The organism is Streptomyces sp. BK208 (genome assembly GCF_004364245.1).
GTDB lineage: Bacteria > Actinomycetota > Actinomycetes > Streptomycetales > Streptomycetaceae > Streptomyces.
Window position 1 is genome coordinate 419,666 of sequence record NZ_SOAV01000006.1, and the last position, 24,229, is coordinate 443,894.

The 24,229-nt window shown below is 72.6% G+C and carries 26 protein-coding genes; 13 read left to right on the top strand and 13 right to left on the bottom strand.

What is annotated here, in order from left to right:
- Window positions 1-124: 124 nt before the first annotated feature.
- Both EV562_RS17910 and EV562_RS17915 read right to left on the bottom strand, forming a co-directional pair.
- On the bottom strand, window positions 125-880 hold the full coding sequence (locus tag EV562_RS17910; protein WP_133887783.1) for a decaprenylphospho-beta-D-erythro-pentofuranosid-2-ulose 2-reductase: 756 nt from the start codon (window positions 878-880) through the stop codon (window positions 125-127).
- Between the two features lie 34 nt (window positions 881-914).
- On the bottom strand, window positions 915-2,321 hold the full coding sequence (locus EV562_RS17915) for an FAD-binding oxidoreductase (RefSeq protein ID WP_133887784.1): 1,407 nt from the start codon (window positions 2,319-2,321) through the stop codon (window positions 915-917).
- A gap of 133 nt (window positions 2,322-2,454) precedes the next feature.
- Here EV562_RS17915 and EV562_RS17920 point away from each other — a divergent pair, with 133 nt between their 5' ends.
- Genes EV562_RS17920 through EV562_RS17935 form a run of 4 tightly spaced genes read left to right on the top strand, consistent with a single transcriptional unit; the run spans window position 2,455 to window position 5,349 of the window.
- Window positions 2,455-2,961: a phosphatase PAP2 family protein gene (locus tag EV562_RS17920; RefSeq protein WP_133887785.1), complete on the top strand. Its 507-nt coding sequence runs from the start codon at window positions 2,455-2,457 to the stop codon at window positions 2,959-2,961.
- A gap of 44 nt (window positions 2,962-3,005) precedes the next feature.
- Complete coding sequence (locus tag EV562_RS17925; RefSeq protein ID WP_166661855.1) at window positions 3,006-3,938, top strand: decaprenyl-phosphate phosphoribosyltransferase; 933 nt, start codon at window positions 3,006-3,008, stop codon at window positions 3,936-3,938.
- On the top strand, window positions 3,932-4,438 hold the full coding sequence (locus tag EV562_RS17930) for a GtrA family protein (protein ID WP_133887787.1): 507 nt from the start codon (window positions 3,932-3,934) through the stop codon (window positions 4,436-4,438). The genes EV562_RS17925 and EV562_RS17930 overlap by 7 nt, the downstream gene beginning before the upstream one ends.
- Complete coding sequence (locus tag EV562_RS17935) at window positions 4,426-5,349, top strand: YihY/virulence factor BrkB family protein (protein WP_243860085.1); 924 nt, start codon at window positions 4,426-4,428, stop codon at window positions 5,347-5,349. The genes EV562_RS17930 and EV562_RS17935 overlap by 13 nt, the downstream gene beginning before the upstream one ends.
- Here EV562_RS17935 and EV562_RS17940 read toward each other — a convergent pair.
- Complete coding sequence (locus EV562_RS17940; RefSeq protein WP_243860086.1) at window positions 5,297-6,580, bottom strand: D-alanyl-D-alanine carboxypeptidase; 1,284 nt, start codon at window positions 6,578-6,580, stop codon at window positions 5,297-5,299. The genes EV562_RS17935 and EV562_RS17940 overlap by 53 nt on opposite strands.
- A 172-nt stretch (window positions 6,581-6,752) precedes the next feature.
- Here EV562_RS17940 and EV562_RS17945 point away from each other — a divergent pair, with 172 nt between their 5' ends.
- On the top strand, window positions 6,753-6,992 hold the full coding sequence (locus tag EV562_RS17945; RefSeq protein WP_133887790.1) for a hypothetical protein: 240 nt from the start codon (window positions 6,753-6,755) through the stop codon (window positions 6,990-6,992).
- A gap of 54 nt (window positions 6,993-7,046) precedes the next feature.
- Window positions 7,047-8,438: a metallophosphoesterase gene (locus tag EV562_RS17950; RefSeq protein ID WP_133887791.1), complete on the top strand. Its 1,392-nt coding sequence runs from the start codon at window positions 7,047-7,049 to the stop codon at window positions 8,436-8,438.
- On the opposite strand, the gene EV562_RS17955 is transcribed toward EV562_RS17950, so the two are convergent.
- The 9 genes from EV562_RS17955 to EV562_RS18000 all read right to left on the bottom strand — a co-directional run bounded on the left by EV562_RS17955 (window position 8,429) and on the right by EV562_RS18000 (window position 14,968).
- Window positions 8,429-9,175: a TetR family transcriptional regulator gene (locus EV562_RS17955; RefSeq protein ID WP_133887792.1), complete on the bottom strand. Its 747-nt coding sequence runs from the start codon at window positions 9,173-9,175 to the stop codon at window positions 8,429-8,431. The two genes, EV562_RS17950 and EV562_RS17955, sit on opposite strands and share 10 nt — an antisense overlap.
- A gap of 11 nt (window positions 9,176-9,186) precedes the next feature.
- Window positions 9,187-9,675: a DCC1-like thiol-disulfide oxidoreductase family protein gene (locus tag EV562_RS17960; protein ID WP_133887793.1), complete on the bottom strand. Its 489-nt coding sequence runs from the start codon at window positions 9,673-9,675 to the stop codon at window positions 9,187-9,189.
- A 4-nt stretch (window positions 9,676-9,679) separates the two neighbouring features.
- Window positions 9,680-10,087, bottom strand: a complete 408-nt coding sequence (locus tag EV562_RS17965; RefSeq protein WP_133887794.1) for a hypothetical protein — start codon at window positions 10,085-10,087, stop codon at window positions 9,680-9,682.
- Window positions 10,088-10,184: 97 nt separating this feature from the next.
- Window positions 10,185-10,595, bottom strand: a complete 411-nt coding sequence (locus tag EV562_RS17970) for a VOC family protein (protein ID WP_133887795.1) — start codon at window positions 10,593-10,595, stop codon at window positions 10,185-10,187.
- Between the two features lie 213 nt (window positions 10,596-10,808).
- The gene (locus tag EV562_RS17980) at window positions 10,809-11,582 is read right to left on the bottom strand and encodes a succinate dehydrogenase iron-sulfur subunit (RefSeq protein ID WP_133887797.1); all 774 of its coding nucleotides are present in this window, start codon (window positions 11,580-11,582) and stop codon (window positions 10,809-10,811) included.
- Window positions 11,582-13,336, bottom strand: coding sequence for a succinate dehydrogenase flavoprotein subunit (gene sdhA, locus EV562_RS17985; protein ID WP_007444153.1), 1,755 nt, complete (start codon window positions 13,334-13,336; stop codon window positions 11,582-11,584). The genes EV562_RS17980 and sdhA overlap by 1 nt, the downstream gene beginning before the upstream one ends.
- A 19-nt stretch (window positions 13,337-13,355) precedes the next feature.
- A complete protein-coding gene (locus EV562_RS17990; protein WP_003974114.1) occupies window positions 13,356-13,838 on the bottom strand; it encodes a succinate dehydrogenase hydrophobic membrane anchor subunit in 483 nt (160 codons plus the stop codon).
- Window positions 13,839-13,843: 5 nt separating this feature from the next.
- A complete protein-coding gene (gene sdhC / locus EV562_RS17995) occupies window positions 13,844-14,224 on the bottom strand; it encodes a succinate dehydrogenase, cytochrome b556 subunit (protein ID WP_133887798.1) in 381 nt (126 codons plus the stop codon).
- Window positions 14,225-14,446: 222 nt separating this feature from the next.
- Window positions 14,447-14,968: a 2-oxo-4-hydroxy-4-carboxy-5-ureidoimidazoline decarboxylase gene (locus EV562_RS18000; protein WP_347877075.1), complete on the bottom strand. Its 522-nt coding sequence runs from the start codon at window positions 14,966-14,968 to the stop codon at window positions 14,447-14,449.
- Between the two features lie 218 nt (window positions 14,969-15,186).
- Between EV562_RS18000 and EV562_RS18005 the strand changes: the two genes are divergently transcribed.
- The 5 genes from EV562_RS18005 to EV562_RS18025 all read left to right on the top strand — a co-directional run bounded on the left by EV562_RS18005 (window position 15,187) and on the right by EV562_RS18025 (window position 20,475).
- Entirely contained in the window at window positions 15,187-16,803 is a 1,617-nt protein-coding gene (locus tag EV562_RS18005; RefSeq protein ID WP_133887800.1) for a glycoside hydrolase family 20 protein, read from the top strand.
- 279 nt (window positions 16,804-17,082) lie between these two features.
- Entirely contained in the window at window positions 17,083-17,652 is a 570-nt protein-coding gene (locus tag EV562_RS18010) for a hypothetical protein (RefSeq protein ID WP_133887801.1), read from the top strand.
- Window positions 17,653-17,907: 255 nt separating this feature from the next.
- Window positions 17,908-18,255: a hypothetical protein gene (locus tag EV562_RS18015; protein ID WP_208298369.1), complete on the top strand. Its 348-nt coding sequence runs from the start codon at window positions 17,908-17,910 to the stop codon at window positions 18,253-18,255.
- A gap of 370 nt (window positions 18,256-18,625) precedes the next feature.
- Window positions 18,626-19,288, top strand: a complete 663-nt coding sequence (locus EV562_RS18020) for an RNA polymerase sigma factor (protein ID WP_133887803.1) — start codon at window positions 18,626-18,628, stop codon at window positions 19,286-19,288.
- A complete protein-coding gene (locus tag EV562_RS18025; protein ID WP_133887804.1) occupies window positions 19,288-20,475 on the top strand; it encodes a hypothetical protein in 1,188 nt (395 codons plus the stop codon). The genes EV562_RS18020 and EV562_RS18025 overlap by 1 nt, the downstream gene beginning before the upstream one ends.
- 218 nt (window positions 20,476-20,693) lie before the next feature.
- On the opposite strand, the gene EV562_RS18030 is transcribed toward EV562_RS18025, so the two are convergent.
- On the bottom strand, window positions 20,694-21,539 hold the full coding sequence (locus EV562_RS18030) for a L,D-transpeptidase family protein (RefSeq protein ID WP_133887805.1): 846 nt from the start codon (window positions 21,537-21,539) through the stop codon (window positions 20,694-20,696).
- Window positions 21,540-21,789: 250 nt separating this feature from the next.
- On the opposite strand from EV562_RS18030, the gene EV562_RS18035 reads away from it, so the two are divergent.
- Window positions 21,790-23,370 (top strand): methylmalonyl-CoA mutase family protein, encoded by a 1,581-nt coding sequence (locus tag EV562_RS18035; RefSeq protein ID WP_133887806.1) that lies wholly within the window; start codon window positions 21,790-21,792, stop codon window positions 23,368-23,370.
- A gap of 99 nt (window positions 23,371-23,469) precedes the next feature.
- A complete protein-coding gene (leuE, locus tag EV562_RS18040; protein ID WP_133887807.1) occupies window positions 23,470-24,120 on the top strand; it encodes a leucine efflux protein LeuE in 651 nt (216 codons plus the stop codon).
- The last annotated feature ends 109 nt before the right edge of the window (window positions 24,121-24,229 follow it).

Below are 24,229 nucleotides of genomic sequence, written 5' to 3' on the forward strand. Positions count from 1 at the left end.
GGAAGACCGCCCGCAGGTCTCAGACGGGGCAGCCGCCGCAAGGCCGCCCCACAGCCTCACACCGCTCGCCGCCGGAAGACCGCCTCCCGCCGGAAGACCGCCCCCCGCCGGGACTCCGCCCCCCTCACACCGGCAGCCGCCGGAACACCGCCCGCGGAAGGTGCCGCACCGCCGACATCACCACCCGCAGCGCCCCCGGCACCCACACCGTCTCCGAGCGCCGGCGCAGCCCCAGCTCGATGGCCGTCGCGACCGCCTCGGGCGTCGTGGCGAGCGGCGCCTCCTCCATCCCCTCGGTCATCCGCGACCGCACGAACCCGGGGCGTACGACCATGACGTGCACGCCCGTGCCGTGCAGCGCGTCGCCCAGGCCCTGCGCGAAGGCGTCCAGGCCGGCCTTGCTGGAGCCGTAGATGAAGTTGGCGCGACGGGCCCGCTCCCCGGCGACGGAGGAGAGCACCACCAGCGAACCGTGCCCCTGTGCCTGCAGCGAACGGGCGGCGACCAGCCCGGCGGAGACCGCGCCGGTGTAGTTGGTCTGCGCGACCCGCACGGCGTTCAGCGGCTCGCGCTCGTCGTGCGCCTGGTCGCCGAGGATGCCGAAGGCGAGCAGCACCAGGTCGACGTCGCCCTCGGCGAACACCTTGCCGAGCGTCGCGTCGTGGGACTCGGGGTCCAGCGCGTCGAAGGCGACCGTGCGCACCTCGGCGCCGAGGCCGCGCAGCTGGTCGGCGGCCGCGTCCAGGGCGGGGGAGGGCCGCCCGGCCAGCCACACCGTGCGGGTGCGGCGGGCCACCAGACGGCGCACCGTGGCGAGCGCGATCTCGGACGTACCGCCGAGGACGAGGAGGGACTGGGGGAGGCCGAAGGCGTCCTTCACGACTGCTCCAGACAGGTCGGTGCGGGCAGGGGCGTCACAGCGCGAGGCGGCGGGCCAGGTCGGAGACGAACACCCCGCGCGGGTCCAGCTCCGCGCGCAGGGCGCGGAAGTCGTCCAGGCGCGGGTACATCGCGGCGAGCAGCTCGGGGCGCAGCCGGGAGTCCTTGGCGAGGTAGACCCGGCCGCCCGCGTCCGCGACCTCCTCGTCCAGCTCGTCCAGGAACGCGCCGAGGCCGGGCAGCCCGGCCGGGATGTCGAGGGCGAGGGTCCAGCCCGGGACGGGGAAGGAGAGCCAGCCCGGGTCGGCCTCGCCGAAGCGCTTGAGGACGGCGAGGAAGGACGGGCAGCGGCGGGCGGAGATGCGCCGCACGATCGCGCGCAGGGCCTCCTCCCGGCCGTGCCCGACGACGAACTGGTACTGCACGAAACCGCCCCGGCCGTAGACCCGGTTCCAGTGCGGGACGCCGTCCAGCGGGTGGAAGAAGGTGGAGATCCGCTGGAGACGGCCCCGGCTCACCCGGGGGGCCTTGCGGTACCAGACCTCATTGAAGAGGCCCACCGTGGTCCGGCCGAGCAGTCCGTCCGGCACGAGGTCGGGCGCGGCCGGCAGGCGGGAGGTGCGGAAGGCCAGCGGCGCGCGCCGGGCGCGCGAGCGGGCCGGCAGCGCGTCCAGCGGGGCGTGGTCGCCCCGGGTGAGCACCGCGCGGCCGGTCGCCCTGCCGCGGGCGAGGAGGTCGATCCAGGCGACCGAGTAGCGGTAGCGGTGGTCGGTGGCGGTCAGCCGGGCCATCAGGTCGTCCAGGTCGCCGGCCCGCTCGGTGTCCACCGACATCAGGGCCGTCTCGACCGGCTGGAGCCGCAGCGTCGCGGTGAGGATCACCCCGGTCAGCCCCATGCCGCCCGCCGTCGCGTCGAACAGGGGGGTGCCCGGGGTGACGGTGCGGACCGTGCCGTCGGCGGTGAGCAGCTCCAGCGAGAGCACGTGCCGCGCGAACGACCCCGACACGTGGTGGTTCTTGCCGTGGATGTCCGCGCCGATCGCGCCGCCGACCGTCACGTAGCGGGTGCCGGGCGTCACCGGCACGAACCAGCCGAGCGGCAGCAGCACCTCCATCAGCCGGTGCAGGGAGACCCCGGCGTCGCACAGCACGGTGCCGCCGGCGGCGTCGATCGCGTGCACGCGGTCCAGGGCCGTCATGTCGAGCACGGCACCCCCCGCGTTCTGCGCCGCGTCCCCGTACGCCCGCCCGAGCCCGCGCGCGATGCCGCCGCGCGCCCCGCAGTCCCGGACGGCGACGGCCGCCTCCTCGTACGTCCGCGGACGGACGACGAGTGCCCCGGTGGGCGCGGTGCGGCCCCAGCCGGTGACGGTGCCCCAGTCGGCGTCGGGGCGGTGGGCGCCGGGGTCCCGGTCGGTGCCGGGAACGGTGTCGGCAGACATGGCGGTGACCGTATCGCCCCTATGTGAATGATTAGTTCCAAAACATTCAGGCCGTCCCTGAAACGGGTGATTAATGGTATGTCGCTCCGGAGTGCCCACCTTCCCGTGGCGCGGGCGGGAACAGTGAGTCCACATGGACGACCTCGACGACATGGACCACCGGATCGTCACCGCGCTCAGGGCCTGCGGCACCGACCCGCGCGTCGCGGGCGCGGCGCGCGCCCTGTCCTGGGCGGGGGAGCACGGGGCGCTGTGGCTCGCGGCGGGTCTCACCGCGGCCGCCGTGGACGCGCCCCGGCGCACGGCCTGGCTGCGCGGCACCGCGCTCACCGCGGGCGCCCACCTCGCCAGCATGGGGGTGAAGCGCGTGGTGCGCCGCCCCCGCCCCGCGCACGTCGTGCCCCTGGTGCGCACCGCGGGCCGGCACTCCTTCCCCAGCTCCCACGCCACCTCGGCCACCGCGGCCGCCGTCGTCTTCGGGGCGCTCGGGGTGCGGGCCGCCTGGCCGCTCGCCGCCGCCGTGTGCGCCTCCCGGCTGGTCGCCGGCGTCCACTACCCCTCCGACGTCGCGGCGGGCGCCGCCCTCGGCGCGCTCACCGCCCGGCTCGGCGCCGACTGGATGCGCGGAGGCACCCGTTGACCGACACGACCCTCACCGACGCGGCCCCCACCGACACCGCCGTCCTGCCCCCACGCGCCCCGGACCAGGGACGGGAGCCCGCGCCGCCCCGCACGGGAGGCGTCCCGGCCGGGCTGCTGCGCACCGCACGCCCCCGCCAGTGGATCAAGAACGTCCTGGTCGTCGCCGCCCCGGCCGCCGCGGGCGAGCTGTTCTCCGGCCACGCCCTGACCCGCCTCGCGCTCGTCTTCGTGCTGTTCACCGCCTGCGCCGCCGCCGTCTACCTCGTCAACGACGCCCGCGACGCCGAGGCCGACCGCGCCCACCCCGTCAAACGGCACCGCCCGGTCGCCGCCGGACAGGTCCCGGTGCCGCTGGCCTACGCCGTCGGCGGCGTCCTGGGCCTCCTCGCGCCCGTCGCCGCGGCCTGGCTGTGCCCGCCGCCCGTCGCGGCCCTGCTGACCGCCTACCTGGTGATGCAACTGGCGTACTGCGTCAGTCTCAAGCACGTCCTGGTCGTCGACCTCGCCGTCGTCACCACCGGCTTCCTGATGCGGGCGATGATCGGCGGGCTCGCGCTCGGCATCCCGCTGTCGCGCTGGTTCCTCATCACGACCGGCTTCGGCGCCCTGTTCATGGTCGCCGCCAAGCGGTACTCCGAAGCAGTGCAGATGGCCGGGAAGGCGGGCGCCACCCGCGCCCTGCTCACCGAGTACACCACCGGCTACCTCCGCTTCGTCTGGCAGCTGGCCGCCGGCGTCGCCGTGCTCGGCTACTGCCTGTGGGCCATGGAGGAGGGCGGCGTCCCGCACACCAGCGTGCTGCCCTGGCGCCAGCTGTCCATGGTCGCCTTCGTCCTCGCCGTCCTGCGCTATGCCGTCTTCGCCGACCGCGGCACCGCCGGCGAGCCCGAGGACGTCGTCCTGCGCGACCGCGCCCTCGCGCTGATCGGCGCGGTCTGGCTCGCGATGTACGGGCTGGCGGTGGCCAATTGGTAGCCGGCCGGCGCGAACTGCTGGGCTTCGCCTCCGTCGGTCTGCTCGCCTGGACCGTCGACCTCGGCCTCTTCACCTGCCTGCGCGGCCCGGCCGGCCTCGGCCCGCTCACCGCCAAGACCCTCTCCTTCGTCGCCGGCTGCTCGGTCGCCTACGCGGGCAACGCGCTGGGCACCTACCGCCACGTCGGGCGCCCCCGCGGCCTGCGCCCCTGCGCCGTGTTCTTCGCCGTGAACGCCGCGGGCGCGGCCGTACAGCTGCTCTGCCTGGTCGTCAGCCACTACGGGCTCGGTCTCACCTCGCAGCGCGCCGACACGGTCTCCGGTGCCGGAGTCGGCATGTTCCTGGGCACGATCCTGCGCTTCTGGGGCACAAGGACACTGGTCTTCCGGTCCGGGACCGCTCCCGCCGAGTGCGCCGGCGGATCCGGCGGCCGGTCCGGCGGCCGGACGGGATCATGGAACGGGACGAGCGGGGGCAGGGTCGGATCATGGACTGGCTGAAGAAGATCCCCGTCGTGGGACCCTGGATCGCGCGCCTGATGATCACGCACGCGTGGCGCTCGTACGAGCGTCTCGACCGGGTCAAATGGACCCGGCTGGCCGCCGCCATGACCTTCACCAGCTTCGTCGCGCTCTTCCCGCTGCTGAGCCTGGCCGCCGCCGTCGCCGCCGCCACGCTCACCAAGGACCAGCAGGACAAGCTCCAGGACAAGCTCGCCGACCAGATCCCCGGCATCTCCGACCAGCTGAACATCCAGGGCCTCGTCGACAACGCCGGAACCGTCGGCGTGATCTCCGCCCTCCTGCTGCTGTTCACCGGCATGGGCTGGGTCGAGGCCACCCGGGACTGCCTGCGGGCCGTCTGGGAGCTGCCCGACGAGGAGGACAACCCGATCCTGCACCGGGTCAAGGACGGGGGCGTTCTCCTCGGCCTCGGCGGCGCCCTGCTGATCACCGTCGGCATCTCCACCGTCGCCTCGGCGCTGGTCGGCTGGATCATCCGCACCCTGGGCCTCGCCGAGGGCGGCCTCGGCGGCGTCCTGCTCTACGTCGCCGCCTTCGCCGTCGCCGTGCTGGCCGACTTCCTGCTGCTGCTCTACGTGCTGACCCTGCTCCCCGGCGTCCAGCCCGAACGCCGCCGCCTGGTGGTGGCCGCGCTGACCGGAGCGATCGGCTTCGAACTGCTGAAGCTGCTGCTCAGCGGCTACATCCAGGGCGTCGCGGCGAAGAGCATGTACGGCGCCTTCGGCGTCCCCGTCGCCCTCCTGCTGTGGATCAACTTCACCGCGAAGCTGGTGCTGTACTGCGCCTCCTGGACGGCGACGGGCAGCAAGCGGGAGGAGGTCGCGGACGAGGGGGTCACGGACGGGAGCGGCGGCGGACCAGGTCCGGCAGCGGCCACTTCCGGTTGATCAGGAACACGCCGCCCGCGAGCAGCACTAGCACCCCGGCGGTGATGCCCGCCGCGATCCCGACCCCGCCGGCCCCGCCCCCGGTCGTCGCCGCCACCGGCTTCGTGTCCGCGGAGCCCTTGCCGGTGCCCCCTGCCTCCCCGGAGGCGTCGGGCGCGGGACTTCCCCGGCCGGCGCTCTTCGGACCCACCAGCTGCCCCACCGGCTGCACCTTGCCGGCCGCCTCGAAGCCCCAGTCGAAGAGCCGGGCGGTCTCCTTGTAGACCTCGTTGTGCTCGTCCTTCGCCGGGTGCATCACGGTGACGAGCAGCACCCGGCCGTCGCGCTCGGCGACGCCCGTGAAGGTCGAGCCCGCGTTGGTGGTGTTGCCGTTCTTCACGCCCGCGATGCCCGGGTAGACGTCGATGTCGTAGTCGCCGGACAGGAGCCGGTTGGTGTTCTGGATCTCGAAGGGCTTGCGGGACGTCTTGCCCTTCTTGTCCTTCTCCGTCTCGCCCGGGAATTTCGCCCGGACGGTGGAGGCGTACTCGCGGAAGTCCTTCTTCTGCAGCCCCGAACGGGCGAACAGCGTGAGGTCGTACGCGGAGGACACCTGCCCCGGCATGTCGTAGCCGTCGGGGCTGACGGCGGTGGTGTCGAGGGCCTGCAGCTCCTCGGCGTGGGCGTTCATGTCGTCGACGGTCCGGTCGACGCCGCCGTTCATGGCGGACAGGACGTGCACCGCGTCGTTGCCGGAGCGCAGGAAGACCCCGAGCCACAGGTCGTGGACGGTGTAGGTCTCCTCCTCCTTGACCCCGACCAGGCTGGACCCGGCACCGATGCCCGCGAGGTCGGAGACCTCGACCTTGCGCTTCGTCGTCTTCGGCCACTTCGGCAGCAGCGTGTCCGCGAACAGCATCTTCAGCGTGCTCGCCGGGGCCAGCCGCCAGTGCGCGTTGTGCGCGGCCAGCACGTCGCCCGACTCGGCGTCCGCCACGATCCACGACCGGGCGGTGAGGTCCTTCGGCAGCACGGGCGCACCGCCCGCCAGCCCCACCTGCGTCCCGGGCTTCCCGAGCCGCGGGCCGCCGACCGTCGACATCGACGCCGGGGGAGTGGCCGAGGGGCTCGTCGACGGACTCGCCGACGGGTCCGGTGCGGCGAGCGCGGCGGGGGAGAGGACGGCCAGAGCGGTCAGGGCGGCGGAGGTGACCGTCAGGGAGCGCCTGAGGGCCTTCTTGGGAGCGGGCACGAGCGGAAACGTACCCTCCGAGGGCGGAGCCGTCCCAGCCCCCTCCCCACCCCGCGCACGGTTCCGGACACGCGGCGGAGATACTGAACCCATGCCGTGCTCGTCCGGGGGACAACCCCCGGACCCCCGGCCGGTCCCGGGTGCCCGGCGTTCCGAGGAAAGGTCCGTTCTTGTGAAACTCAGCCGCCCCGTCTCCTGGTTCCTGCTCGCTTTCGGGGTGTGGAGCTGGATCATCTGGATCACTTTCGTCAAAAACCTGGTCAAGGACGGCAGCGGGCTCGCTTTCGAGGACGGCGACCCGACGGCCTACTTCTGGGTGCACCTGCTGCTCGCGATCGTCTCCTTCGTATTGGGGACGGTCGTCGGGATCATCGGGTTGCGCGGGGTGCGCGCACTGCGCCGAACGTCATAGGCGTCGAGGACGCCCCGGACCTCCCGGGCGTCACAACCGAGGGGATACGACGGCATGGTGGTCGTCTTCGTGCTGGTCGCGTTGCTGGTGGTGGGCGTCCTCGTGGCGGCCAACCGGTACCTGTGGCTGCGCCTGTTCCGTGACACGACCCGCGCTCCGGGCCCCGCGCGCCGGATCGGCGCGGCCGTGATCGCCGGAGGCTGGGTGCTGGCGGTCGGGGCCCTGGTCGCCGAGCGCGCCGGCGCCCCGTTCTGGCTCCAGCGGGTGCTCGCCTGGCCGGGCTTCCTGTGGCTGGCCCTGTCGATCTACCTGCTGCTCGCGGTGGTCGCGGGCGAGGTCGTCCGGCCGCTGCTGCTGCGGCTCCTGGAACGCCGGGCGGCCGCGCGGCGGACCGGGGAGGCGGCGGAGCCGTCGGCCGCTCCCGCCGCTGACGCGGAGCGCATACCGGCGGGGGGAGCGGCCCCGCCGAAGGCGTCCGAGAACACCGAGACGTCCGAGACGTCCGTGGCATCCGAGGCACGCGAGACATCCGACCCGCCCGTGCCCGGCAGGCCCGAGACCGACACGCCCGACGCCCCGGACCCCGCCCCGGGAAGCGGCTCTCCGAGCCCCCTGGCCCTCCCCTCCCGCCGCCTGTTCGTCTCCCGCGTCGTCGCCGGCGCCGCCGCGGCGGCGGCCGTCGGCACGGTCGGCTACGGCACGTACGGGGTGCTGAGCGGCCCGAAGGTGAAGCGGGTCACCGTGCCGCTGGCCAAGCTCCCGCGCGCGGCGCACGGTTTCCGCATCGCCGTCGTCAGCGACATCCACCTGGGCCCGGTGCTCGGGCGGGGCTTCGCCCAGAAGGTCGTCGACACCGTCAACTCGACGCAGCCCGACCTGATCGCCGTCGTCGGCGACCTGGTCGACGGCAGCGTGAAGGACCTCGGCCCGGCCGCCGCACCGCTGTCCCGGTTGCAGGCCCGGCACGGCGCGTACTTCGTCACCGGCAACCACGAGTACTTCTCCGGCGCCGAGCAGTGGGTCGCCGAGGTGCGGCGGCTCGGGCTGCTCCCGCTGGAGAACGCCCGCACCGAACTGCCCCACTTCGACCTCGCCGGCGTCAACGACGTGGCGGGCGAGGACGAGGGCCAGGGTCCCGACTACGCCAAGGCCCTCGGCGACCGGGACCGCTCCCGCGCCTGCGTGCTCCTCGCCCACCAGCCGGTGCAGATCCACGACGCCGTCGACCACGGCGTCGACCTCCAGCTGTCCGGCCACACCCACGGCGGTCAGCTCTGGCCCGGCAGTCTCATCGCGGGCGCCGCCAACCCGACGCTGGCCGGGCTGGAGCGCTACGGCGACACGCAGCTCTACGTCAGCCGCGGCGCGGGCGCCTGGGGCCCGCCCACGCGCGTGGGGGCGCCGTCGGACATCACGGTGATCGAGCTGGCGTCCCGTCAGGCCTGATCCGCGGGCTTGCGGCCGGCCGGGTCGGGAAACGCCTTGGTCATGCCCGGCAGGAAGTCCGTGAACAGCTCGTGCACCTCGCGCACCAGCGGGCGCAGCACCCGGAAGCGGGCCAGCACGACGCCCCGCGCGGTGAGCCGGGCGCCGCGCTCGGCGAGGCGGTAGCTGCGCTCGCGGCCCTCGGTGCGGTCGAAGATCCAGTACAGCACGAGGCCCATCTGGGAGAGCCACATCAGCTCCGGCAGGATGTCCCGCAGATCGTCGGGCACCTTGGTCTTCGCCCCGGCCAGTACCGCGCGGTGGATGCCGATGGCCTCCACGCGCGCGTGCTCCGACTCCGGCGAGAAGGGGCTGAGCGGGCTGTCCGGGTCGGCGGCGTTCTTGAAGAACTGCACCGCGAACTCGTGGTACGGCGTGGCGATGTCCAGCCAGACCTTCAGCACGCCCGCAAGCCGTGCCTCCAGGTCGGTCTCCCTGGCCAGGACCTCGCGGACCGCCGCCCGGTGCTCGGCGGCGATCCGGTCGTAGAAGCCCTGGATCAGGTGTTCCTTGCCGGCGAAGTAGTAGTACGCGTTGCCGACGGAGACCCCGGCCTCCTGGGCGATGGCCCGCATCGTGGTCCGGTCGTAACCGCGTTCCTGGAACAGCCGCATGGCCGTCTCCAGGATCAGCGCGCGGGTCTGCTCGGACTTGCTGAGGTGGGCGCCGTCGTCGGGGCCGTCGTTGGTCGCAGGCACGGGTCCAGAGCCTATCCAGTGGCGCAGGTGCCGTCGTCACAGCCCGGCCCGGCGTAGATCCACCCGAGACCCGGCTCGTAGACCCAGCCGTCGGCCCGGCGGTACCCGTTGCCGCCCCACTGCCGCTGCCCGGCGCGCCACCTGGCCGCGGCCAGGACGGCCCCCCGGGCCAGCAGGGCGCCCTTGGGCGTGCTGAGGCGGTGGGAGAGCCCGCGGTACCCGCGCAGCGCCCACAGGACGACCACCCAGGCGGCGGCGCCCCGGTAGACCTGTCCGGCGTCGCCCACGGCGGTGACCTCGTCGAGGGTGGAGCCGTGGTCGAGCCCGGGGAAGCGCCGGCGGGCCTCGGCGGACGCGGCCGGGACCAGCTCCAGCGGCACCAGCCGGGGCTGGCGCAGCAGCCAGTCCCGCACGTGGACGCACAGGGCGCACTCGGCGTCGTAGAGGACGGTGAGCCGGCGCACGGGGGCGCCGGCCGTCGTCCCCGGAGCGGGAGCCATCGGGTCAGGCCCCGGCCGTCGGGGCCACCCAGCCCTGCGGCGGGACGGGGGGCAGCTGCTCGCGCTCCATCAGGCCGCGCCGCCGGATCTTGTTGAGCACGTACACGTTGCCCAGGTGCATCACGCCGAGCACCAGCAGCACCACGCCGAGCTTGGTCGAGAGCGCCTCGAAGATGCCCCGGGTGTCGGCGATGGTGCCGTCGCCGCTCAGGTAGAGGGCGACGAAGCCGAGGTTGACGAGGTAGAAGCCGACCACCAGGAGGTGGTTGACGGCGTCGGCGAGCTTCTCGTTGCCGTGCAGGACGTCGGAGAGGAAGACCCGTCCGTTGCGGCTGAGCGTGCGGGCCACCCAGACGGTCAGACCGATGCTGACGACCAGGTAGATGACGTAGGCGATGACGGTGCGGTCCATGCCCCACCCCTTCTTGAACGCGTTCAAAACGCTGACGGGAAGGACTGTAGACCTGTTTTTGAACACGTTCAAGCCGGATCCGCCGACGCGGACGGGCTCAGGGGCGGCGGCCCAGCTCCGGCCGCTTCGAGTAGTCGGTGAGGCCGATGACGTTGCCCCACGGATCGGCGAACTCGACGGTCCAGCCGGTGGCCACGGGGAACGGCTCGTCCAGCGGCGGCACCCCCGCCTCGCGCAGCGCGCGGGCGGCCACGCGGGCGTCGGTGACCTCCAGCCACACCCGCGCCGAGGGCCACATCGGAGGCTGCCGGCCGAACTCCTCCTCCGCCCGCAGCAGCAGCCCCGGCGTCTCCACGCCCGCCTTCAGCAGCGCGATCCCGGCCTCGTCGAGCCGGTAGGCGACCGGGAAGCCGGCCCGCTCGTAGAACCCGACGGCCTCACCGAGGTCCCCGACGGGCAGCAGCACGTTGTCGAACCCGAGCAGTTCGTACGACTCGTCATCTGACATGGCGTCAGGCTAGGACGATCGTCGCCCGGAACGGCTGATTGCCCCTGCGAGCCCGCTGCGGGCGTACGCCGTCCGGCCGCAGCGACGGCGGCGGGGGCGGCGCGGCCCGGCCCCAGGTAGGTCCCAGGAGGCCCCAGGAGGCCACGGGAACGCCGCAGGGCCCCGTCTCCGGTGGGGAGACGGGGCCCTGCGGCGGCTACGGCCGGACGGACGTCAGAAGCGGCGCGTGATCAGCGCTCGCTTCACCTCCGCGATGGCCTTGGTGACCTCGATGCCGCGCGGGCAGGCGTCCGTGCAGTTGAAGGTCGTACGGCAGCGCCACACGCCGTCGCGGTCGTTCAGGATCTCCAGCCGCTGCTCGCCGGCCTCGTCGCGCGAGTCGAAGATGAAGCGGTGGGCGTTGACGATCGCGGCCGGGCCGAAGTACTGGCCGTCGTTCCAGAACACCGGGCACGACGACGTGCAGGCGGCGCACAGGATGCACTTGGTCGTGTCGTCGAAGCGCTCGCGGTCCTCGGCGGTCTGGAGGCGCTCACGCGTCGGCTCGTTGGTGTCCTTCGTGATCAGGAAGGGCATCACGTCCCGGTACGCCTGGAAGAACGGCTCCATGTCGACGACCAGGTCCTTGAGGACCGTCAGGCCCTTTATGGGCTCGACCGTGATCGGCTTCTCGGGGCTGAGGTCCTTGATCAGGGTCTTGCAGGCCAGGCGGTTCTTGCCGTTGATCCGCATGGCGTCCGAGCCGCAGATGCCGTGCGCGCAGGAACGGCGGAAGGTCAGGCTTCCGTCCAGGTCCCACTTGATCTTGTGCAGCGCGTCGAGGACGCGCTCCTTCGGGTCGATCTCCAGCTGGAAGTCTTCCCAGGTCGCGTCGGCGGCGACCTCGGGGTTGAACCGCCGGACGCGGAAGGTGACCGTGATGTACGGGGAGTCGGCGAAGCCGGGCTCGGGGGCCTTGTCGCTCTTCTCCATGACAGGGGTAGCCATCAGTACTTACGCTCCATCGGCTGGTAGCGGGTCTGGACGACCGGCTTGTAGTCGAGCCGGATGGACTCGGCGCCGTCGTCGCCCACCTCGCGGTACGCCATGGTGTGGCGCATGAAGTTGACGTCGTCGCGGTTGGGGAAGTCCTCGCGGTAGTGGCCGCCGCGCGACTCCTTGCGGGCGAGGGCGGACACCGCCATCACCTCGGCCAGGTCCAGCAGGTTGCCCAGCTCGACGGCCTCCAGCAGGTCGGTGTTGAAACGCCGGCCCTTGTCCTGGATCGACACGTTCTTGTAGCGGGCGCGCAGCTCGGCGATCTTCTCGACGGCCGTCTTGATCGTCTGCTCGGTGCGGAACACCATGACGTTGGCGTCCATGCACTCCTGCAGCTCGCGGCGGATCGTCGCCACCCGCTCGGTGCCGGTGGACGAGCGCAGCCGCTCGATCTGCTCGACGACCAGGGACTCCGGGTCCTCGGGCAGCTCGACGAAGTCCGCCTTCTGCGCGTACTCCGCGGCGGCGATGCCCGCGCGGCGGCCGAAGACGTTGATGTCGAGCAGCGAGTTGGTGCCCAGGCGGTTGGCGCCGTGCACGGACACGCAGGCGACCTCGCCGGCCGCGTACAGGCCGGGGACGACGGTGGTGTTGTCCGCGAGGACCTCACCCTCGACGTTGGTCGGGATGCCGCCCATGGCGTAGTGCGCGGTCGGCTGGATCGGGATCGGGTCCGTGTAGGGCTCGATGCCGAGGTAGGTCCGCGCGAACTCCGTGATGTCGGGCAGCTTGGCGTCCAGCTGCTCCGGCGGGAGGTGGGTGAGGTCCAGGTAGACGTGGTCGCCCTCGGGACCGCAGCCGCGGCCCTCGCGGATCTCCGTGTAGATGGAGCGCGAGACGACGTCACGGGACGCGAGGTCCTTCATGACCGGCGCGTACTTCTCCATGAAGCGCTCGCCGTCCTTGTTGCGGAGGATGCCGCCCTCACCGCGGGCGCCCTCCGTCAGCAGGATGCCCATGCGCCAGATGCCGGTCGGGTGGAACTGGAAGAACTCCATGTCCTCCAGCGGCAGCCCGCGCCGGTACACGGCCGCCTGGCCGTCACCGGTCAGCGTGTGCGCGTTGGAGGTCACCTTGAAGAACTTGCCGGTGCCGCCGGAGGCGTAGATCACGGACTTCGCCTGGAAGACGTGGATCTCGCCGGTCGCCAGCTCGTAGGCCACCACACCGGCCGACTTCTTGACGCCGTCGACCTCGGTGATCAGCTGGTCGAGGACGTAGAACTCGTTGAAGAACTCCACGCCCTCCTTCACGCAGTTCTGGTACAGCGTCTGGAGGATCATGTGACCGGTGCGGTCGGCCGCGTAGCAGGACCGGCGGACCGGCGCCTCACCGTGGTTGCGGCTGTGCCCGCCGAAGCGGCGCTGGTCGATCGTGCCGTTCGGGGTCCGGTTGAACGGCAGGCCCATCTTCTCCAGGTCGAGGACCGAGTCGATGGCCTCCTTCGCCAGGATCTCGGCGGCGTCCTGGTCGACCAGGTAGTCACCGCCCTTGACCGTGTCGAAGGTGTGCCACTCCCAGTTGTCCTCCTCCACGTTGGCCAGCGCGGCGGCCATGCCGCCCTGCGCGGCGCCCGTGTGGGAGCGGGTGGGGTAGAGCTTCGTCAGCACGGCGGTGCGGCTGCGCTTGGTCGACTCGATGGCCGCGCGCATGCCGGCGCCACCGGCGCCGACGATGACGGTGTCGTACTTGTGTACCTTCATGATTTTCGCAGCCCCGTGCCTAGCGGATGTTCGGGTCGAAGGTGAAGATCACCAGCGTGCCCAGCAGGATGGTGAACACCGTGGCGGTGTAGAGCAGGCCCTTGAGCCACAGGCGGGTGTTCGGGCGCTCCGCGTAGTCGTTGATGACCGTGCGCAGGCCGTTCGCGCCGTGCAGCATCGCGAGCCAGAGCATCAGGAGGTCCCAGACCTGCCAGAACGGCGAGGCCCAGCGGCCGGCCACGAAGGCGAAGCCGATCTTGGAGACACCGCCGTCGAGCACCAGCTGGATCAGCAGGTGGCCGAGGACCAGGACGACCAGCACGACGCCGGACAGGCGCATGAAGAGCCAGGCGGCCATCTCGAAGTTGCCCCGGGTGGACTTCGGGGACTTCTTCGTGCGGGCGCGGGGCGCTTCGATGAGCGGCGCCGGGTTGTCGACCGAGTAGAGGGAGGCACCCTCGACGGGGCCGATCCCGGAAGCGGGGGATTCAGTCGTGGACATTGGCGTCAGCTCCCGAACAGTTCACGAGCGGCGTGGCCGAGGACGGGGTAGATCGCCCCGAGCATCAGCACGACCCACAGGGCGACGACGGTCCAGAGCATCTGCTTCTGGTAGCGGGCGCCCTTGACCCAGAAGTCGACGGCGATGACACGCAGGCCGTTGAGCGCGTGGAAGAGGATGGCGGCGACGAGGCCGTACTCCAGCAGCGCGACGATCGGCGTCTTGTACGTGGCCACGACGGTGTCGTAGGCCTCGGGGGACACCCGTACGAGAGAGGTGTCCAGCACGTGAACGAACAGGAAGAAGAAGATGAGGACGCCGGTGACTCGGTGAGCCACCCAGGACCACATTCCTTCCCGGCCGCGGTACAGCGTTCCAGCCGGCACGGAAATTTCCTCCGGGAGCGGGGGTTGGGGCCGCGCCGGCTTTCCTTGTCGGTCGGGCCCGGCCGGGTACGGTCCACCGGCCCCCAGCATGGTAGCGACGTGTGCCTGCGGTGCTTACGGGGGGCCTGCTTGTGTGATCAAAGTTGCACTCAAAGGAGCAGTGCGGTTGGTGCCGGGCGGCCACTGGGGTGGGGGTTTGTGTGGTTTGCCGGGTGCGGGCGGTCAGTGGCTGGTCGCGCAGTTCCCCGCGCCCCTGAGCGTGCTGATCAATCTGCCTCTTGCCAGGTGCCGGAGTTCCTCTGCCGCTACCAGGCGTTCTTCGTCCGGGTCGTTGTTCAAACGTGACCGGATGGCCGTCAGTACGTGGTCCAGGGTCTCGTCCGGGGACAGGCCGGCCAGGCTGATGACGAACACGTGTCCGAATCGGGACTCGTAGGCCGCGTGGGCCGCGCTCAGGGCCGTGTGGGCGGCCGCGTACGTGTCCTCGGGCAGGGCGGGCAGCGTCTCCGCGGCCAGGGCCTCCGTCAGGTCGTCCGGGGAGAGGTCGTAGGCCGCCTCGTCCGCCGCCGCCAGGAGGGCGGGCAGGTCCGGGTACGGGCGGTGGGAGGCGAGGCGGTGGGCCCAGGCGCGGCTGCTCAGGCAGGCGAGGAGGGTCCGGGTGGCCTCCTCGGCCGATGCCGCGTTGAAGCGCCCCAGCGGTGTGGCCGTCACCGGTGTGGCGCGTGTTTGCTCCGGTACCGGTATGGCCACTCGGCGGGGGAGGTCTGGGAGACGGTGCGCAGGCAGCGTGGGTCCTCGTGGGCTTCACGTGTGTGTCGGCAGGGGATTGTGCGAAAGATGTGGCGTCACGTTATCGAGTGACGGCAACGCGTGTCCGTCCGATGCCCGAATTTCACCCGAACGGGAGAGTTTCAGAACATGTGGTGGACGCATGATGGCAACGGCGACCTTAGGTTGGCGCTGTGAGCCAGCACGGAAGCCGGACACCGGCACACAGGACGAGACAGCGGGCCGTCATAGCCGGCGCGGTCGTCGCCGCGCTGGGCGTCGGAGCCGGGCTGTGGGCCGCCGACGGAGACGGCGACGGCGGCGGCCCACAGGGTTCGGCGACCCGGTCGGGCGAGGCGGCCGCGCCCAGCCCCAGCCGCTCCTACCCGCTGTCGAAGGAGCCGCGCACCATACCCGCCGTGCGCGAGCACACCCCGGCCCGCGGCCCCGGCTGGCAGCCCGCCGAGGACCACCGGGTGGTGGTCGCCGACGCCGGACTCGCCGACGAGGGGAAGCAGATCGCCGGCGACCTGGGGATGACGTACGCGGGGGAGAAGGACGACGAGCGCGCCGGGGACCTGCTGCTCGACGTCAAGGCCGACAAGGGGGCGAACCCCGAGTCGTACACCATGACCGTGCGCGACGGCCGGGTCACCGTCACCGGGCCCTCCGAGGCCGGCGTCTACTACGGCACCCGCACCCTCAAGCAGGCGGCGGACGGCGGCGGCACCGTGCCCGAGGGCGTGGTGCGCGACGAGCCGGCCAAACCCAAGCGCGGCTTCTCGCTCGACATCGCCCGCAAGCACTACGACGCCGGCTGGATCAAGGACCGGATACGCGAGCTGGGCGACCTGAAGTACAACGAGCTGGGTCTGCACTTCTCCGACGACCAGGCCTTCCGCATCGAGTCCGACTCGCACCCCGAGATCGTCTCGGACGAGCATTTGTCCAAGGCCGAGATGAAGGAGATCATCGATCTCGCCTCCTCGCGGCACATCACCGTCGTCCCCGAGATCGACTCGCCGGGCCACCTCGGCGCCGTGATCGCCGCTCACCCGGACCTGCAGCTGCGCAACGCGCAGGGCACGCCGACCCGCGGGGCCATAGACATCTCCGAGCCGGAGGCCGCGAAGATCGTCGACGACCTGCTGAACGAGTACGCCGACCTCTTCCCCGGCTCCCAGTTCCACCTGGGCGCCGACGAGTACCAGGCGCTCGTGGTGCCCGACCCCGAGGCGTCCTACCCCACGCTGGCCGCCGCCGCCCGCAAGGCCTACGGCTCGGACGGCACCGTCTCCGACCTCACCACCGGCTGGCTCAACGGCCGCGCCAAGACCGTCACGGCGCACCACCGCACCCCGCGCGCGTGGAACGACGGCTTCTTCAAGGACACGTCCGTCGAGCCGATCGAGGACATCAAGGTCGCCTACTGGACCGGCAAGGAGATCGGCGCCCGCCCGCCGGCGGAGTACCTGAGCGCCGGCCGCCAGGTCCTCAACTACAACGACGAGTTCCTCTACTACGTGCTCGGCCAGCCGCAGACCTTCGTCTACCCGACCGGCGAGCGCATCTACGAGCAGTGGACCCCGCGCGTCCTGCGCGGCACCACGGCCGTCGACGCCAAGTACGACGACCAGATCCTCGGCGGCAGCTTCGCCGTCTGGGGCGACTTCCCCAGCGCCCAGACGCAGGCCCAGGTCGCCGAGGGCATCCGGCTGCCGCTGGCCGCGACGGTCCAGAAGCTGTGGGACGCCGGCAAGCCCGAGCTGTCCTGGGCGGACTTCAAGGCGCTGGCCGACCGGCTCGACTGACGCCGGGCGTCCGGTGGCGGCACGCCGGTCGTCCGAGGGCGGCGACCGCGTGGTCGTGGACGCGGCCGCACCTCGGAGCGGGGTGCGGACGACCTGCCCGGCGCGGGCCGGGGCTCCGGCGTGCTCTCCGGTCCGGTGGCTGAAAACCTCTTCTTCCGGCTCCTCGACCTGCTCGGCGTCGTGCCGCTGTGACACTCCCGGTCCGTCGCACGCAGTAAGGGTCAGTGCGGGCTCCGTGGTGGTGAGCGGGGCGCAGCGGCAGGAACAGGGAGGCACCCGATGAGCCTGGTGGAACTGATCGCGCGGGCCGACGCACGCGGACTCGCCGCGAGCGGACTGGCTTGTTTGGATCGCTGCGTCCCGCTGCTGGACGGCGACGACGAGGTGCTCAGGCCCCTGTGGGCGGCCCTCGCCGACGACGCCGGCCACGCGGCCGGACGCGACTGGGCCGAGGGCCTGGCACAGGTGCGGGACAGGCTCGCCGGGCCCGGCGCCACCGGCGAGGACGAGGCCGTGGTGCTGGCCCGCGGCATGCTCGCCGCCGCGCCGGACGAGTGCTCCGGAGCGGCGGTGCGGACGTGGGCCGACACCGGTTCCGTCGCCTCGCTCCGCATCCACCGGCTCCTCGACCCCGCGGTGGACGCGGCCCCGGGCACCGAGGTCCCCCGCGACAGCGGCACGGAGGGCCTGTCACCGCTCGTCGCCGCGGAACTGCGCCGCCAGACGTGCGTCCTGGAGCTGCTCGCCGGTCACGGGGCGGCCGGGCTGCGCCCCGCCCTGGAGGTCTCCACGGAAGGGCGCCGGGTGCTGCGGGCGGTGGTCTCCCGCCGGGCGCGCGGACGGGGCTGAACCCCGGTCCGCCTGTGACCGTCCTGAGGTGAACGCGCGGCGGCGGTGCGGCGGACGTGGGGGAGGTGGGGCGGTCCTGCGCCGGTTGCGGAACGACCGGCTCCGGCGTGTGACGCGGCGCGGACCCACGGCGCTGTAGCCCATGTGACGACTGTGACCAGCGGATTGACGAGCCGATCGACGACTGGACCCGGCGGGGCGGCGAGCGGATCGACCGGCCCGCAGCAGACCCGCCCGGCGGCGGCATCGAAGCCCGTGCGATGGGCGGCGGACGCGGTGGCCACCCTGCGCGAGGGCGCCCGGCTGCGCCTGGACTACTCGGAACAGAGTCTGTGGCGCGTCGACCGGGTGATCGACGGCATCCGGCGCGAACGGCCGCCGTACGCCGCCGTGCAGACGGCACTGCGGGACCTCGGCGCGTACGCCGGTGAGGTGATCGTGCGCCGGACGGGCGGCGAGTGGTGGGCGAGCGGTGGAGACCACTGGGTCCGCACCCCGGACGGCCGCCTGTGGGACCCGATCGACGAGGCCCGCCGCTGCTTCGCCGGGGACGGGTCGCTCCGGCTGCTGTGCCGGGACGCCTCGGCGGCCCGGCACCCGTGACCGACGGCGTCCGGCGGACCGGCACGGCCGGGCGGACCGTGGCGACGACCGGAGCCGCCACCCCCCACAGGAGAGGCCCCGGCCGTCGCGCGGCACGGGTCGCGCGGCGGCCCGTTACTCCCTTCAGCGCCGCGACTGCGTTTTCTGTCACACCTCACCGCGTCACGGGTTAGTTGCATCTTGTACGGCAATGCGAGCGGGACATGGACGAGTGGCTGTTTCACGACGTAACGTGCCATTCGCGCCGACCAGCGGGGGGCTCGCTCCCGCGACGGGGCCGCGGGAGACCACCGCGGCCGCATGCGACACCACGACGGCGAGGACCACGTCCGCGAGAGCGGCGCCGGTTTAGGCGCAGAAAGGCTTCTCGGTGCTGGGGGACGACGCGGAGCTGACGGTCGCGGTGCGCGCGGCGCAGGACGGGGACGAGTCCGCGTTCCGGACCGTGTACCGCGCCGTGCATCCGCGACTGCTGGGGTACGTGCGCACGCTCGTCGGGGAGTCCGACGCCGAGGACGTGGCGTCCGAGGCCTGGCTGCAGATAGCCCGCGACCTGGAGCGGTTCGACGGCGACGCCGACCGGTTCCGCGGCTGGGCCGCCCGCATCGCCCGCAACCGCGCGCTCGACCACATCCGCATGCGCGGCCGCCGCCCGGTGATCGGCGGCGACGAGACGGAGCTGACCGGCAGGCCCGCGGAGTCCGACACCGCGGGCGAGGCGATCGAGGCCCTGGCCACCGGCAGCACCCTTTCGCTGATCGCCCGGCTGCCGCAGGACCAGGCCGAGGCGGTGGTCCTGCGCGTGGTGGTGGGCCTCGACGCCAAGAGCGCCGCCGAGGCGCTCGGCAAGCGGCCCGGTGCCGTCCGCACGGCGGCGCACCGCGGCCTGAAGCGGCTGGCCGAGCTCCTGGGCGGCGATCCGGAATCGGGCGGTGGGCTGGAGGCCCTGCCGCCGCAGCGAGAACCGAACGGCCGTGCGGTGACGTCCGCGAGTGTGACGCATATGCGTGCGCGGACGCAGAAGGACATGTGATGGCCGACGAGCAGGACAAGTGGCTGGACCGCGAAACGGCGGAGTTCCTGCTGCGCGGAGAGCCGCTGGAGGGTCTGGAGAGTGCCGACCCCGCGGCCCGCGACCGGGCCGAGCGGCTCGTCGTGGCCCTCGGTGCGCTGGTCCCCCTGCCGGCGCCGTCCGATGAGGAACTCCCCGGCGAGGCCGCCGCGATGGCCGCCTTCCGCAAGGTGCACGCCGAGCGGGCCGACGCCTCGGCGCAGGAGCGGGCCGCCCTCGGGCGCGGTGCCGCTCCCGGGCTCCGCGACACCGACGTCGTGCGCATCGGCCCGCGCGGCGAAGGCGCCCGGCGGGCGCGCTGGAGCCGCCCCCTGCGCCTCGGCCTGGCCGCCGCGCTGACCGTGGGCATGGTCGGCGGGGTGGCGGTCGCGGCCGGAACCGGAGTGCTTCCGACGCCGTTCGACCGGACCGAACCGGAACCCGCCGCGACCGCCTCGGCCGCGACCTCCCCCGACCGTTCGCCCGCCCCGACCGCGCCCCTGGACGGCGTGCAGGGCGGAAAGGGGCCCGGTGCCGGCCCGGACGCGTCCGACGGCGACGCCGGGCGGGACGACGACGGGTCCGCGGACCGCGACCCCGGCGGCCGGGAGGCCGGCGGTTCCGACGGGAGCCGGTCGCGCCTCGCCGCCTCCTGCCGCAAGGTGCGGGCCGGCAAGTCCCTCGACGCCGCCCGCCGGCGCGCGCTCACGGAGGCGGCCGGAGGAGCGTCACGGGTCGTGAAGTACTGCGGCGGTCTCCTCGCGGGCACCGGCACCGGCAACGGCACCGGCGGCCGGGACGGCGGGGACCACGGCGACGCGGGGAAGTCCACCCACGAGGGCGCCCCCCACGGCGGCGTGGGCGACGGCAACGGCAAGGGCGACGACAAGAACGGCAAGGACGGCAACAGCGTCAAGAGCGACAAGGGCGACAAGGGCGACAAGAACGGCAAGAACGGGAAGGGTGACAAGAACGGGAAAGGTGACAAGGGCGGCAACGGGAAGAAGGGCGACGACGGCGACGGCGACGACGACGCCGACCACGCCGCCCCGCCCACGGGCGGTCCGCATCGCCCCCACCACCGCCACCACGCCCCCGCGGCCGACGAGTCCCGCCCGCGGCGGGCGCCCCACGCACCCCACGCCACCCCCTCCGTGAAGCCCGCCTGACCTGCGCTTTCGTGGCCCGCGAAGATTCTCCCGCCGAGGGTGTGACACTTTCCGCCGCCGTGACGCAGTAAGAAATGAGCCGACTGGTCATCGGCTCTTGCACCGAGCCGGGGTTCCCCCCGTACCTGCGGCTCGTGCATCTCGGCGCGGGCGGGACACGTTCCCCCGGTCCCGCCCGCGCCCCCCTTCGCCGCCCGCGGTCTCCCCGCCGCGCGGCCTCACCGGTAGACGACGACCTTGTCGCCGTTCCTCACCTGCTTGTACAGATCCGCGATCGCTCCCTCGTCCCGCACGTTGACGCAGCCGTGCGAGGCGCCCGCGTACCCGTGGGCCGCGAAGTCGTAGGAGTAGTGCACGGCCTGGCCGCCGCTGAAGAACATGGCGTACGGCATGGCCGAGTCGTAGAGGGTCGACCAGTGTTCGCGGGACTTCCAGTAGACCCGGAAGACGCCCTCCCGGGTCGGCGTGTGCTGCGAGCCGAAGCGCACGGACATCGTCGACACGGTCCGCCCGTCGATCATCCAGCGCAGCGTCCGGGTGGACTTGCTGACACACATCACCCGTCCGGTCGTGCAGCGCGGGTCGGGTGCGGCGGCGGGCTGCCCGCCCATCAGGTACAGGTCCCACTTGCCCGGCTCGCGCGTCATCCCCAGCAGCCGCTGCCAGGTGACGGTGTCCGTCCGGCCGGTCCTGGGCAGTCCGCGCTTGCCCTGGAACCCGCTGACGGCGCGCTCGGTCAGGTCGTCGTACGTCCCGGTCGGCCCGTCCACCAGCCAGGCGACCTGCCGCAGCCGGGCCTGCAGTTCACGGACGTCACGGCCGGTGTCGCCCGGCTCCCACAGCACCCGGCCGGTCCTCGGTCCGGCCGGCGGCGCGCTCGGCGAGCGTCGGCCCGGGGACGACGTGCTCTTCGACGGCGCCCCGGTGGTGACGTCGATGCGCACCGGCGCCCGCCCCCTGCCGTCCGGTCCCGTGCCCTGCACGGTGCAGCCGCCCGCCACCAGGGCCGCTCCCAGCGCGACGGCGACCGCCCGTCCCGTGTTCCCCATGCCCGTCCCACGCATCACGGCCCCCCGTCGTCCCACGGCCCAGCACCGACGTCACCTGACTTGTGCCCGCGGATGACGCGCCGCGAACGACACGGCATCGTTGTGACCGGGACCGCATCGAGGCTGTGAGCAAGGTCCCAGCGTGGGCCACTCCACCGGGTGCACGCACGCGGATACAGTCCGTCGAGATGCCGGTCCGTACCGGCGGGTCAATGACGGGTAGTTCGAGCAGTAGGAACATGTGCTCAGCGGGAGGCATCACACCATGACGCGCGAGTCCGAGTCCGGGCTGCCCATCGAACCGGTCTACGGTCCCGACGCCCTGGCGGACTGGGACGCGGCCGAGAAGCTGGGCGAGCCCGGGAAGTACCCCTTCACCCGCGGTGTCTACCCGTCGATGTACACGGGCCGGCCGTGGACGATGCGCCAGTACGCCGGTTTCGGCACGGCGACCGAGTCCAACGCCCGTTACAAGCAGCTCATCGCCAACGGCACCATGGGCCTGTCGGTCGCCTTCGACCTGCCCACCCAGATGGGCCACGACTCCGACGCCCCCATCGCGAGCGGCGAGGTCGGCAAGGTCGGCGTCGCCATCGACTCCATCGACGACATGCGCGTGCTGTTCGGCGGGATCCCGCTGGACAAGGTCTCCACGTCGATGACGATCAACGCGCCGGCCTCCCTGCTGCTCCTGCTCTACCAACTCGTCGCCGAGGAGCAGGGCGTGCGCGCCGACCAGCTCACCGGCACGATCCAGAACGACGTGCTGAAGGAGTACATCGCGCGCGGGACGTACATCTTCCCGCCGAAGCCCTCGCTGCGGCTGATCGCCGACATCTTCAAGTACTGCCGGGCCGAGATCCCCAAGTGGAACACCATCTCGATCTCCGGCTACCACATGGCCGAGGCCGGCGCCTCGCCCGCGCAGGAGATCGCGTTCACCCTCGCGGACGGCATCGAGTACGTGCGCACCGCGGTCGCGGCCGGCATGGACGTGGACGACTTCGCGCCCCGCCTCTCCTTCTTCTTCGTGGCCCGGACGACGATCCTGGAGGAGGTCGCCAAGTTCCGCGCCGCCCGCCGGATCTGGGCGCGGGTGATGAAGGAGGAGTTCGGCGCGAAGAACCCCAAGTCGCTGATGCTGCGCTTCCACACCCAGACCGCGGGCGTGCAGCTGACCGCCCAGCAGCCCGAGGTGAACCTGGTCCGCGTGGCCGTGCAGGGTCTCGGCGCGGTCCTCGGCGGCACGCAGTCGCTGCACACCAACTCCTTCGACGAGGCCATCGCGCTGCCCACCGACAAGTCCGCGCGCCTCGCCCTGCGCACCCAGCAGGTCCTCGCCTACGAGACGGACGTGACGGCGACCGTCGACCCCTTCGCCGGCTCCTACGTCGTGGAGAAGATGACCGACGACGTCGAGGCGGCGGCCCTGGAGCTGATGGGCAAGGTCGAGGACCTCGGCGGCGCGGTCAACGCCATCGAGCACGGCTTCCAGAAGAGCGAGATCGAGCGCTCCGCCTACCGCATCGCCCAGGAGACCGACTCCGGCGAACGGGTCGTGGTCGGCGTCAACCGCTTCCAGCTCGACGCGGAGGAGCCCTACGAGCCGCTGCGCGTCGACCCGGCCATCGAGGCCCAGCAGGCCGAACGCCTGGCCAGGCTCCGCGCGGAGCGTGACCAGGCGGCGGTGGACTCGGCGCTGGCGGCCCTGAAGAAGGCGGCCGAGGGCGAGGACAACGTCCTGTACCCGATGAAGGACGCGCTGCGCGCCCGCGCCACGGTGGGCGAGGTGTGCAACGCGCTGCGGGAGGTGTGGGGGACCTACGTGCCCTCCGACGCCTTCTGAGTGCGTTTCTGATCACCCGTCGGACGCGCTGCGTGCGCGGCCGTACCGACGGCTGGAACACCGGCGGGCAGTGCCGCACCCGCGTGCGACACTCCCTCCATGTTCGGCGTCACAGATCTCCCCACCTACCTCGCGGGCCTCGTCCTCATCGTCCTGCTGCCCGGCCCCAACTCCCTCTACGTCCTCTCCGTGGCCGCCCGCCGTGGCGTGCGCGCCGGGTACACGGCCGCCGCCGGGGTCTGGTGCGGCGACGCGGTGCTGATGACGCTGTCGGCCGCCGGAGTGGCCTCGCTGCTCCAGGCCAACGCCGTGCTGTTCGGGATCGTGAAGTACGCCGGCGCCGGCTACCTCACGTGGCTCGCCGTCGGGATGATGCGGGCCGCGTGGGGGATGTGGCGGACCCGGCGCGAGCAGGCGGCGACGGACCCCGCCGAGCCGGTGGCCGGGGACGAGCGGCCCTTCCGCCGGGCGCTGGTCGTCAGCCTCTTCAACCCGAAGGCGATCCTCTTCTTCGTCGCCTTCTTCGTGCAGTTCGTCGACCCGGGCTACGCCTACCCCGCCGTGTCCTTCGTCGTCCTCGGCGCCTTCGCCCAGTTCTTCAGCTTCCTCTACCTGAGCGCGCTGATCTTCAGCGGCACCAAGCTGGCCGCCGCCTTCCGCCGCCGCAAGCGGCTGTCGGCGGGGGCGACCTCGGCGGCGGGCGCGCTGTTCCTCGGCTTCGCGGTGAAGCTGTCGGTGGCCAGCGCCTAGGGGGTGTGGGATCTTGCCGTGGGTCGCGGGGTCCGGCACGCACATCTGCGGCGTTGCCGTCGGTTGCCAGGGCTCCGCCCTGTCGCCCTCCTCCGCCTCGCAGCCGCAC